Consider the following 12,566-nt stretch of genomic DNA (forward strand, 5'->3'; position numbering starts at 1 on the left):
CGTGAAAAGTTTAAATCGTTATACGGTAACAAATTTAGCCTTAATGGACAATACATCGAAATAATGTGAATTGTAAGGTGATAAATATTCCTAAAAAAAAGAAAAGCACTTACTTTGCCAACTGTTTTTGACATCACAAATCAAGACATGAAGAACGGTTTCTTGCATCGTTCCCCCCAATGCATAACCTTAACGACCTTATGATAACAATAAACGAAACATTAAAAGAAGCGATTTACGCGGCCATTGAAGGTGGAATCGCAATTTTGGATATTTACGAATCGGATGATATCGGGGTGCAGGTCAAAGACGATAAATCACCTTTGACCTTAGCGGATTTAGCTTCGAATACCGCAATCATGGCACGATTGGAAGGATTGGGAGTCCCTATCATCAGCGAAGAGAACAAGGAAATTGACTATGAAGAACGTCGGGCTTGGTCCAGCTGTTGGTTGGTCGACCCCTTAGACGGTACGAAGGAATTCATAAAAAGGAACGGTGAGTTTACGGTCAACATCGCCCTGATCGAAAATCAAAAACCCGTTTTCGGAGTAATTTATGTACCCGTGACCCGGGATCTTTATGTTGGGTTCGTGGGAGAATCGAAAGCCTTCAAAGTGACGCTTTCCGAAGACCATGCCTTCGACTTTACGAGTTTGGATGATGAACATATGATCGCCTATTCGGCCCCAGAAGGCGGAACGGTCAATGTGGTCGGTAGTCGTTCTCACATGAATCAGGATACCGAGGACTATATTAATGAGCTTAAAGCGCAATACGAGACCGTAAATATCGTTTCAAAGGGAAGCTCCTTAAAATTCTGTCTGGTTGCCGAAGGCGGTGCACATCTGTACCCCAGGTATGCTCCAACGATGGAATGGGATACCGCTGCCGGTCAAGCGATTTGTAACGCCGTCGGACTGGAAGTCATTTCACGCGAAACCGGAAAAGAACTTTTATACAATAGGAGTAATCTTTTGAACAGTCATTTTTTGGTGCGCTTTGCTCAGTAGGATACCACATAAAAGACATATTGCCAAGACCATTACTTGGAGGTTCGTAGGAACCATGGACACCATTTTGTTGTCGTGGTTCATTTCGGGTAATCCGTTCGTGGGACTTAAGATAGGGGTGGCGGAATCGATAACGAAAATGGTCCTTTATTTTTTGCATGAGCGGTTGTGGATCCGGTTCAACATCCGTGAAAGCCGGAAGCGACACCTTTTGAAAACCGTAACATGGCGCGCTATCGGCACCATTGATACCATCGTAATTTCCTGGATCATCTCGGGCAACCCCTATACCGGCCTTAAGATCGGATTCGCTGAAATACTCACCAAAATGATTTTGTATTATTTGCATGAACGTGCGTGGTATCGGATTAACTTTGGACTTGATAAAATTCACAGAGCTCGAAAATGGAGAAGAACGTCGTAAAACACAATTACAACATCGATCTTGAGCAGCGAAGAAAGGCGAACGGGCACCATTCGTTCTTGATTTTCTTTACCGGGCTTTCGGGTTCGGGCAAATCGACCATCGCCAATAGATTGGAGCAACGCCTTTTCGATGAAGGGGTCAAGACCTATACCCTTGATGGTGACAATATGAGAAAGGGCATTAATAGTGACCTATCGTTCAGCCCATCAGACCGTTCCGAAAATATCCGAAGGATCGGTGAAATTGCGAACCTGTTCGTTGATGCGGGGGTGGTCGTTTTAGCGGCATTCGTTGCTCCATATGAAAAGGACAGGGAGCGGATAAAAGCTTGTGTCGGTAGTGAAAGCTATATCGAGGTCTTTGTGAACACCAGTCTTGAAGAATGTGAAAGACGCGACGTGAAAGGGCTTTACAAAAAAGCGAGGGCAGGGGAAATCAAGAACATGACCGGCATTTCGGCACCTTATGAACCCCCTCGGCAACCCAATGTGGAGGTTACCGAACAAAATTCCATAGAAGAATCAGTGGAGATCATCTTCCAAAAAATCAAGAATATCCTATGAAACAGTTTGCAAGTGATTACAATTACTCATTGAACTATATCGATGAGTTGGAATCAGAAGCGATCTATGTCTTGCGAGAGGTATGGGCACAATTTCAAAATCCGGTCATCCTTTTTTCAGGAGGTAAAGACTCGATCGTAGTGACACATTTGGCCAAGAAGGCTTTTCATCCGAGTAAGATCCCTTTTTCGTTGATGCATGTCGATACCGGACATAATTTTCCGGAGACCATCAAATTCAGGGATGACCTCATCAATGATCTGGGAGCGCGATTGATCGTTGGGTCGGTTCAAGAATCCATCGATCAAGGTAGGGTCGCCGAAGAAAAAGGCAAGAACGCCACGCGGAACGCCTTACAGATCACGACGCTTTTGGATGCCATTGAGAGTAATAAAGTGGATTGTGCTATTGGTGGTGGACGTCGTGATGAGGAAAAAGCCAGGGCCAAGGAACGCTTCTTTTCGCACCGGGACGATTTTGGGCAATGGGATCCCAAAAACCAGCGCCCTGAACTTTGGAACCTTTTTAATGGCAAGCACTTTGAAGGAGAACACTTTCGCGCTTTTCCCATAAGTAACTGGACGGAAATGGACGTTTGGAACTATATCATGAGGGAAAACATCGCCATTCCTTCGTTGTATTTGGCGCACGAGCGTGAAGTGGTTTGGCGTAACGGGTCTTGGATACCGAATTCGGAGTTCTTGATCCTTGATGAGAACGAGACCATTGAGAAAAAGAAAATCCGATTCCGAACCTTGGGTGATATCACCATCACGGGTGGGATCGAGTCAGATGCCGATACGATCGAAAAAGTGGTGCAAGAGGTTTCGGCCATGCGCCAAACCGAACGGGGCAATCGCTCGGATGATAAAAGATCCGAAACGGCAATGGAAGATAGAAAGAAACAAGGTTATTTTTAAAATACGGAAGAATGGGCATTAGTAATAACCAATTATTACGATTTACGACCGCAGGAAGTGTCGATGACGGTAAAAGTACTTTGATCGGAAGATTGTTGTACGATTCGAAATCCATATTCGAAGACCAACTGCAGGCCGTTGAAAGTACAAGCAAACAAAAAGGACATGAAGGGGTCGACCTCGCTTTATTTACCGATGGTCTTCGCGACGAGCGCGAACAAGGAATAACCATTGATGTAGCATATCGTTATTTCACGACTCCAAAACGGAAATTCATTATTGCCGATACTCCAGGGCACATCCAATACACCAGAAATATGGTAACCGGCGCTTCAACTGCGAACGCCGCGATCATTTTGGTAGATGCCAGACACGGGGTTATCGAACAGACCAAACGGCATGCTTTCATCGCATCTTTGCTCCAAATCCCCCATTTGATCGTTTGTATCAATAAAATGGACTTGGTCGATTTCAAGGAAGAAGCCTATAACAATGTGTTGCGGCAATTTGAGGAATTCTCGACCAAACTGTTCGTCAAAGATGTTCGGTTCATTCCGATCAGTGCACTCCTTGGAGACAATGTGGTCAACCGATCGGAGAATATGGGCTGGTACAACGGGGCTCCGCTCTTACACACCTTGGAAACCCTTCATATTAGTAGTGATATCAACAAAGTCGATTCTAGGTTTCCCGTACAGACCGTTTTACGGCCACAGCGTGAAGGATTTATCGATTATCGTGGTTATGCCGGTCGCATATCAAGCGGGATTTTTAGGGTAGGGGAAGAAGTTACCGTTTTACCATCCGGATTCAATTCGAAGATAAAATCCATTGATGGACCCAATGGTGAAATCAAGGAAGCCTTTGCACCCATGTCCATTTCCATGACTTTGGAAGATGATATTGACGTAGCTCGTGGCGACATGATCGTTCGCTCGAACAACAGGCCTGATCCCGTTCAAGAAATCGAAGTCATGCTTTGTTGGTTGAATAGCGACCCGGCCCGACCACGTACAAAGTATACCGTTCGACACACGACCAATGAGCAGACGGCATTGATCAAGGAGGTCGTTTATAAAATCGACATTAACAGTTTAGGTCGGAATTTCGATGATAAGGAAATGAAAATGAACGATATATGCAAGGTGAAAATCAAAACGGTCAAGCCCTTGATGATCGATTCTTATCGAGATAACCGCATTACCGGTAGTGTCATCTTAATCGACGAAAGTACGAACGAGACCGTAGCCGCCGGAATGATCGTTTGATCGATCGACATCATCTTGGTTGCATTCAAGGATGCTGTGATTTTTGATTTCGGAAGCGCTACATTAGGTTGTGTACCCTTAAAATCGAATCGGTTGGAAGGGCACATCTTGATTGTGGATGAACTTTTACCGATGACGTCTTGTTACCTAGAGGAATCCACGCATAGGCTTCCCAAAAACGGATAATCCAAAACAAGGTTAGTATTCGATCTTAGCTACCCGAAATTCAATCGTTGTTGAAATAGGATTTGTACCAGCGCACGAAATTTTCGATTCCTGTCGACAATGAAGTAGTCGGTCGGTACCCGTAATCTTTTCCCATAGAATCGATATCGGCCCAAGTCCTCGGAACGTCGCCGGGTTGGTGCGGCAAATATTCTTTGACCGCTTCCTTTCCCAATGCCCCTTCAATGGTCGCGATGAACTCCTTTAAGGGTACCGGGGTGTTGTTACCGATATTATAGATCCGTGATTGACCGCCTTTTACACTGGGATCACCCATAGAACCTTTTTCGATAACGCTGACCACACCGTTCACGATATCGTCGATATAGGTGAAATCGCGTTCTAGATTCCCATGGTTGAAGACCTTGATGGCTTTCGACTTCTCTATGGCATCGGTAAATAGAAAATAAGCCATGTCAGGACGGCCCCAAGGGCCGTAGACCGTAAAGAAGCGTAATCCGGTAACGGCAATCCCGAAAAGGTGGCTGTAGGTATGGGCCAACAATTCGTTGCTTTTTTTCGTAGCAGCGTAAAGACTTACGGGCGCATCGGTTTTTTGGTCAGTATGAAATGGGATTTCACCGCTGGCGCCATAGACACTTGAACTACTGGCGTAAACCAGATGTTTGATATCGAAGTTCTTACAACATTCCAAGATATTCAAAAAGCCCACCACGTTCGAATCTACATAAACCTCTGGGTTTTCGATGCTGTAGCGAACACCGGCCTGGGCCGCTAGATTACAAACGATGTCGAATTTCTGTTTTCTGAAGAGTCTCGGTACCTTCTCGCGATCTTCGATGGCCATGCGAACGAAAGAAAGCGCCTCACCATAAAGGTCGCCGTAACAAAGGATATGGTATTGACTGGCATCGGTCTGGCGAATGCCCAGCTGTTCAAGCCGGGCGTATTTGAGTTTGCTGTCGTAATAGCCGTTGATATTGTCCAAGGCGACGACGTGGTGCCCCTTGTCAAGCAAGACTTTGACGGTATGGAAACCGATAAAGCCCGCTGCTCCAGTAACCAGTATTTTCATGTTCAGTGTTCGCGTTAATAGACGTTTATGACTCGCCTATTTTATAACATTTGAATCCGATGGCCGACAACTTTTTGGTGTCCAAAACCCGCCTTCCATCAAAAAGGAAAGCCGGTTTCAACATCGATTCGTATATGTTTTTCCAGTCGTATTCCAAGAACTCGTCCCATTCGGTCAAAACGGCCACGGCATGGGCATCTTTGACGATGGCGGTCGGGTCGGTATGTACCTTCAATAGCCTTCTGTTCTCTTCGGGACTACGGGTGCCCAAATAATCCAAATCGGCATAAATCTGTTCTTCCGGCACTTTGGGGTCGTAGACATGGATCTCGGCATTCTCTTCTAGGAGCGCGTCAGCTACATATATGGCGGCGGATTCACGGGTATCGTTGGTGTCCTTTTTGAAGGCCCATCCAAAAAATACGATTTTTTTGCCGGAAACGGTATTGTACAAGGTCGTTACGATATTATCGGCGAAACGCTTTTTTTGGTAATCGTTCATAATGATTACCTGTTCCCAATAGTCGGCGACTTCCTGTAACCCGAAACTTCTTGCGATATAGACCAAGTTTAAAATGTCTTTCTGGAAACAAGATCCCCCGAAACCGACGGATGACTTCAAGAACTTAGCCCCAATTCTACTATCTCGGCCGATGGCCCTAGCAACTTCGTCGACATTGGCGTCGGTTTTTTCACACAAGGCCGAAATCGAGTTGATAGAGGAAACCCGCTGGGCCAAAAAGGCGTTTGCGACAAGTTTCGAAAGTTCGGAAGACCATACATTGGTCTGCAAGATACGTTCCTTGGGCAACCAATGTTCGTAAATGGCGCTCAAAGCATCTTTTGCAGCTTGCCCTGATTCCGATTCCTCGCCCCCTATCAATACCCTGTCGGCATCCAAGAGGTCATCGATGGCCGTTCCTTCGGCCAAAAATTCAGGATTCGATAAAATTTCGAATTTCACCCCGCTACCGGTATTGTCCAAGATACTTTTGACCGCTTCGGCGGTTCGAACCGGCAAAGTCGATTTCTCAACAACGATCTTATCCGTAGTGGCTACTTTGGCGATGTTCCGGGCACACAATTCAATATACTTTAAATCGGCTGCTTGCCCTTTCCCTTTTCCATATGTTTTGGTAGGGGTATTGACCGAAATGAAAATCATTTCCGATTCGTCAATGGCCTTATCGACTTCGGTGGTGAAAAAAAGGTTTTTACCACGGGTTTTGGCCACGATTTCCTTTAAACCAGGTTCGTATACCGGTAAATTGTCAAGATTCTCGTCATTCCATTGATCAATCCGCGCTTGGTTGATATCGACTACCGAGACCTTGATTTCAGGGCATTTCAAAGCGATAACCGACATTGTAGGTCCACCTACATACCCTGCTCCGATACAACAAATTTTGGTCACTTTTTTCATACTATGAGTGTGAATGGTCTTGAATAAGTTTTGAATAAAAAATAACTAAAAACAACGAATAGTTACTTTGAAACGCATAATTATGTTATTTCATATAAATGACAAAGAATATAAGTGAATTTGTAATTTAAACGAGGAATTTTTGGTCTTTAACGAATAATGGCTCCTTGGGTATCGTTCCGAACAAACTATGATTAATTTTAAATCGAAAAACCGAACTGAAGTAAATGGTTCTCCCAAATCTAACTGATTGAGTTATGTTCGAAAATTACTTTTCCAACAACATTCATAGACACACTTCGAAATGGGTGGTATTGGTCATCGATTCCACTTTGATTTCATTGTCGTTCTTCCTTTCGTATCTGATACGGTTCAATTTGACGATGAAATTCAACACCGATATGCTTTGGATCCAATTACCGATGGTGGTTATTTTGACCTTGATCGCTTTTTTGGTGACGGGATCCTATAAAGGCGTGGTACGGCATACCGGTGTGAAGGATGTCTATAATATTTTCAATGCCATTTGCCTTTCGAGTATCTTATTGATTTGTTTCGTTATCGCCAATAGGACGTTCGGACTCATCCCGAATTTCACCATACCCTTATCGATCATCATCATCCATAGTTTGATCGGATTTTTGGCCTTGACCGCCGCACGATATATTTTCAAAACCCTTTACACGAATTTTATTAGAAGGTACAATACCTCGAAGAACGTATTGATTTATGGTGCCGGTGAATCCGGGGTGTTGACATACAACGCGATATCAAGTCATTCGGGTAACAAGATCAGGGTGTTGGGTTATATCGATGACGATTTACAGAAAATTGGAAAAAGCATCAATGGGACCAAGGTTTTCGGTAAGGAAATCCTGAATAAGGATTTCTTGGTACAGAAAGAGATCAGCGAGGTCATTTTCGCCACCAGTGATGTTGAAACCAGTAAATTGCGAAAACTCGTCGAAAACCTGGTCGATCTCACCGTTGAAGTGAAGATCGTTCCTCCCGTTGAAAAATGGATCAATGGTGAGCTCAATGTCGCCCAGATCAAACAAGTACAGATAGAAGACCTTTTAAATAGGGTCCCGATCCGTGTGAAAAGTTCGAAGGTCGGTGAACAGTTGAAAGGGCAGAGTATCATGGTCACCGGTGGCGCAGGATCAATAGGTAGTGAGATCGTTCGCCAAATCGCGAACTACGATTACAAATCATTGATCGTGATCGACCAAGCGGAGTCGGCCTTGTATGACCTGCAACAAGAGCTAAAGCAAAACGGGTTCCATAATTTCGTCCCCATCGTTAGTGACATCCGTGACAAGAACCGCATGAACGCATATTTTCAGGAGTTCAAACCCACAATGGTCTTTCATGCGGCAGCATACAAACACGTGCCTTTGATGGAATGCAATGCCTATGAAGCCACGAAGACAAATGTCATCGGCACTAAAATTTTAAGTGATCTGGCCTTACAGCATGGGGTCGATAAATTCGTATTCGTATCGACCGACAAGGCCGTCAACCCAACCAATGTCATGGGAGCGACCAAACGGATCGCTGAAATGTACATTAGTTGTTTGAACCAAGAAAACAAGACAAAATTCATCACCACTCGTTTCGGTAATGTTCTCGGGTCGAATGGTTCGGTCATTCCGTTGTTCAAAAAACAGATTGAAAAGGGGGGGGCCGTTGACGGTCACCCACCGCGAGATTACCCGATACTTCATGACCATCCCGGAAGCTTCCCAGTTGGTTCTTGAAGCAGGTTCAATGGGCTCTGGGGGTGAGATTTTCATTTTCGACATGGGTGAATCCGTAAAAATATTCGACCTGGCCAAGAATATGATCAAGCTTTCCGGACTGCGATACCCAGAAGATATCGATATCAAGGTAACCGGCCTAAGACCGGGAGAAAAGCTGTATGAAGAACTTCTGGCCAATGGTGAAAATACCCTGCCGACCTACCACAAAAAGATCATGATCGGTAAGGTAAGGGAACAAAACTATGCGAAAACACGCGCCCTAATCGACGAACTTTGTGTTTCCAACATCTTTTTCAGTGAGAATATCGTGAAACTGATGAAGAAAATCGTTCCTGAGTTCATCTCCAATAATTCGGAATACTGTGATTTGGATGAGGCCGAGGAATCGGACACCACCGAAGATTCCCGAAAACAACAGAATAAGATTTTGCAGCCTTGAACATAACATTGTAGTTTTAGCATAAATAAAAAAGTATGGAACTTAAATTCAAAAGGCTGTTGTTTTCGTCATTCGTCGCGGGCCTATTGTTGACCTCGTGCGCATCAAAACAAGATGTAGTGTATTTTCAGGATGCCGGGAATTTCGAAACTATTGTATCGGATTTTAATTTCGAGCCGAAATTCAAGATCGATGATGAATTGAGCATCGTCGTTTCCACATTGGATAAAGAGGCAAGTATCCCGTTCAACATATTCCAAGGAGCACAAGAAGGTGAAATACGCCCGAAGCAAGTTTCCTATTTGGTGGATAAGGATGGTGAAATCGAATTCCCCGTTATCGGGAAGGTCAAAGTGGTTGGTTTGACCGCCCAGGAACTGCGCCTATTGTTGCAAGACAAACTAAGTGACTATTTAAAAAACCCGATCATTAATATCCGTTTAAAGAATTTTACGGTAACGATCCTAGGGCAAGTCAACAAGCCGGGCACCTATGCCGTTGAAGGCGAAAAAATAACCATAATGGAAGCCTTGGGTCTCGCAGGCGATCTGAATATAAAAGGACAACGGCAAAACGTATTGGTGATCCGTGAATTCGAAGGTACCAAGCTATATACGCGAATTGACCTGACCAGCAAGAACGCGTTTGAATCACCTGTGTATTATTTGACCCAAAACGACGTGGTTTACGTAGAACCCAACCAATCCGCGGTCACCTCAAGCAGCTTGGACAACAGGGCATCGATCCTGGTTTCTATCGCTTCCTTGCTAATTACCTCTACTGTATTGATCATCACCAGAAACTAAATTCAACCTAGCTTTCGCCAAAAAAACACCCTAAACTATAGGCATGGAGAATAAAACGGATTTAAAGGAAATCCTAAGCTCGTATTTAAAATATTGGAAGTGGTTTTTGGCATCGCTGGTTCTCTTCATCGCATTGGCCGTAGTGTACCTGAGGTATACCAAAGTGCTCTATCAAGCAACTGCCAAAGTGAAGATTTTGGAAGAAGATGGCAACGGCGGCTTGGATCTTTTCGATGATATCGACCTTTTCTCCATAAAAAAGAATAACGTACTCGACGAGATTGAGATCATCAAGTCGAGATCCCACCTGATCGAATTGGTCCAAAGACTGAAGTTGAACACCCAGATTTTCGAGATGGGTGACCTGCTTCAAAGTGAAAAGTACCACGGTGCTCCGGTCAACTTCAACTTTGTCGTTGAGGATTCCATACTCAACAAATCTAATTTCGAGTTCTTTTTGGTCATCAATTCGGCCAACAGCTATTCCTACAGTGAAAACGAGAAGGAAACCGGAACGACCTTTACATTCGGGAAAAAGCTGAAGACGTCGATTGGCGAAGTGGTCTTGACCCCTAATCTTGAACATATCAACAGGTATATCGGCAAACGATTCCGTGTGGCCATTACACCCGTTGAACGTGTTGCTGATTTCTTGAAGGAAGCCATTAGCATTGAACTTAATGATGACGATTCGAACATCGTCAACGTGATAATGAAAAATGGGAGCAAGAAAAAAGCAAAGGATGTCATCGGCGAGCTGATCAGCATTTATAACGAAAACGCCATTCTCGATAAAAAAGTAATCGCTGATCGTACGGCTACGTTCATCGACAATCGGATCGCCGCTATCGCGGGGAATTTATCTACGGTCGATGAGTCCGCTGAGACCTTAAGGACCGATAGGGGCATCTCTGACTTGGCATCGGAAACAAGTATCAATTTGAACGTAGGTGCTGCGAACCGTCAAGAATTGGCCAATGCACAAAACCAATACAATATCGCTAAAGGTATGAGTGATTTGGTCGAGCAGCAAGATCAATTCGAAGTATTGCCTTCCAATATTGGTTTGTCCGATCCAAGTATTGCCAGTACGACGGCAAGGTACAATCAATTGCTGCAAGAGCGGAACCGCTTATTGAAAAGTTCTAATTTGAAGAACCCAATGATCGTCAATTTGGATGAGGAACTCCGTAACCTTCGAAAAAACCTGAAGTCAAGTTTGAACGGTACGGTGAACAACCTTTCCTTGACGGTCAATACCTTGAGCAACCAACAGGCGATCATCAATTCAAGAATATACTCCGCCCCTAAAAACGAAAGGGCTTTGCGCGATATTACCCGTAAACAACAAACCACGGAATCCTTATACCTGTATTTATTGCAAAAAAAGGAAGAGGCCCAGATCGCGGCAATTTCGACCTCCCCGAAATGCAAAGTAGTCGATTATGCCACCACGGGCGACAATCCGGTGGCACCACGTAAAATGGTGATCTTAATGGCCGCAGGTATCTTCGGTCTTTTGGTTCCTTTTTCCGTGCTTTATGCGAAAGATCTTTTGGATACCAAGGTCAAGAACATGAAGACCATAGAGGAGTTGACTAAGGAAGTACCCGTAATCGGCGAGTTGCCTAAAGTCTCAAAAAAGGAATTGAACAAAATTTTGAAAGACGACCGATCGGTTTTGGGTGAATCCTTACGGATCATCAGAACGAATCTGGATTACTTGATCAAAAGTAAATCGAAGGGCAGTGCAAAGAACAATATCATATTTATTTCCTCCAGTATCTCAGGGGAAGGAAAGACCTTCGTTTCTTCCAATTTGGCCATGATTCTATCGAATACCTCTAAAAAAGTATTGCTCATAGGCGCTGACATTCGAAACCCTAAGATCTATAACTTTTTTATCGGTAAGGATATCGATAGGATGTCAATGGGGGGCACCAAGCCAAAAAACGGACTGACTGAGTATATTATCGATGAGAAAATCGAAGTGAAGGATATCGTGAACAAGATGCTTGTCCAAAACAATGAAATTGATGTAATCTATTCCGGAAAGATTCCACCGAATCCAGCGGAATTACTTTTGAGTGGCCGAATTGGGGAATTGTTCGATAAGGTGTGTTCCAAGTACGATTATGTTTTGGTCGATACCGCTCCTTTGATGTTGGTGACCGATACTTTGCTGTTGACCAACTATGCCGATCACTTGATTTACGTTACCCGTTCTGGGGTAACCGAAAAACGGGCCATCGATTACCCGATCAAACTCCAAAAGGAAGGAAAACTCTCTGGTTTATGCTTTTTGGTCAATGATGTTGCCGATTCCGACTTGGGATATGGTGGCATGTACAGCTATGGTTACGGCAAAGCTGTTAAGAAATGGTGGTCCATTAAGTAAGTGGATTCGTATTAAATTGAACTTTTTTTAGGCCTAAAACAGCTCTTTTCAATTGCGTTTTTTACTATCGTTCCCACTTCATAAATGTAGCTCATCGATAAAGGATTCGCTTAGTCGAATTCTTTAAATCAAAAGGACCGCTACTTTGCTTTTGGGTTATCTTTGTAATCGCCCTAATTATGCGTGGCAATTGCTAAAAATTGAGAAATGAAAAGAAACTACCCCATTAGCCTTCAAATTTTCTGTGCCCTGTTTTTATTGTTTTCGTTCAACCGTGTAAATGCG

The 12,566-nt window shown here is 44.0% G+C and carries 9 protein-coding genes and 1 pseudogene; 8 read left to right on the plus strand and 2 right to left on the minus strand.

Features of this window, described 5'->3' with window-relative positions; translation table 11 throughout:
• Positions 1 to 200: 200 nt before the first annotated feature.
• Genes cysQ through ABV409_RS15590 form a run of 5 tightly spaced genes read left to right on the plus strand, consistent with a single transcriptional unit; the run spans position 201 to position 4,191 of the window.
• The gene (gene cysQ / locus ABV409_RS15570) at positions 201 to 1,013 is read left to right on the plus strand and encodes a 3'(2'),5'-bisphosphate nucleotidase CysQ (protein WP_353878550.1); all 813 of its coding nucleotides are present in this window, start codon (positions 201 to 203) and stop codon (positions 1,011 to 1,013) included.
• A complete protein-coding gene (locus ABV409_RS15575; RefSeq protein WP_353878551.1) occupies positions 1,003 to 1,437 on the plus strand; it encodes a DUF2061 domain-containing protein in 435 nt (144 codons plus the stop codon). Before cysQ ends, ABV409_RS15575 begins: the two co-directional genes overlap by 11 nt.
• Complete coding sequence (gene cysC, locus ABV409_RS15580; RefSeq protein WP_353878552.1) at positions 1,419 to 2,003, plus strand: adenylyl-sulfate kinase; 585 nt, start codon at positions 1,419 to 1,421, stop codon at positions 2,001 to 2,003. Before ABV409_RS15575 ends, cysC begins: the two co-directional genes overlap by 19 nt.
• A complete protein-coding gene (gene cysD, locus ABV409_RS15585; RefSeq protein WP_353878553.1) occupies positions 2,000 to 2,923 on the plus strand; it encodes a sulfate adenylyltransferase subunit CysD in 924 nt (307 codons plus the stop codon). The genes cysC and cysD overlap by 4 nt, the downstream gene beginning before the upstream one ends.
• An 11-nt stretch (positions 2,924 to 2,934) precedes the next feature.
• Positions 2,935 to 4,191: a sulfate adenylyltransferase subunit 1 gene (locus ABV409_RS15590; protein WP_353878554.1), complete on the plus strand. Its 1,257-nt coding sequence runs from the start codon at positions 2,935 to 2,937 to the stop codon at positions 4,189 to 4,191.
• Positions 4,192 to 4,417: 226 nt separating this feature from the next.
• Here the strand turns inward: ABV409_RS15590 and ABV409_RS15595 are convergent, their stop codons facing one another.
• A complete protein-coding gene (locus tag ABV409_RS15595; protein ID WP_353878555.1) occupies positions 4,418 to 5,452 on the minus strand; it encodes an NAD-dependent epimerase/dehydratase family protein in 1,035 nt (344 codons plus the stop codon).
• Positions 5,453 to 5,477: 25 nt separating this feature from the next.
• Positions 5,478 to 6,875, minus strand: coding sequence for a nucleotide sugar dehydrogenase (locus tag ABV409_RS15600; RefSeq protein ID WP_353878556.1), 1,398 nt, complete (start codon positions 6,873 to 6,875; stop codon positions 5,478 to 5,480).
• 257 nt (positions 6,876 to 7,132) lie between these two features.
• On the opposite strand from ABV409_RS15600, the pseudogene ABV409_RS15605 reads away from it, so the two are divergent.
• The 3 genes and pseudogenes from ABV409_RS15605 to ABV409_RS15620 all read left to right on the plus strand — a co-directional run bounded on the left by ABV409_RS15605 (position 7,133) and on the right by ABV409_RS15620 (position 12,281).
• Positions 7,133 to 9,077 (plus strand): annotated as a pseudogene (locus ABV409_RS15605) (polysaccharide biosynthesis protein).
• Positions 9,078 to 9,112: 35 nt separating this feature from the next.
• Positions 9,113 to 9,883, plus strand: coding sequence for a polysaccharide biosynthesis/export family protein (locus ABV409_RS15615; protein WP_353878559.1), 771 nt, complete (start codon positions 9,113 to 9,115; stop codon positions 9,881 to 9,883).
• 43 nt (positions 9,884 to 9,926) lie between these two features.
• Positions 9,927 to 12,281 carry a GumC family protein gene (locus ABV409_RS15620; RefSeq protein WP_353878560.1) on the plus strand — a complete coding sequence of 785 codons (2,355 nt, stop codon included), beginning with the start codon at positions 9,927 to 9,929 and terminating at the stop codon, positions 12,279 to 12,281.
• The last annotated feature ends 285 nt before the right edge of the window (positions 12,282 to 12,566 follow it).

This window comes from Flagellimonas algarum, assembly GCF_040513375.1.
GTDB lineage: Bacteria > Bacteroidota > Bacteroidia > Flavobacteriales > Flavobacteriaceae > Flagellimonas_B > Flagellimonas_B algarum.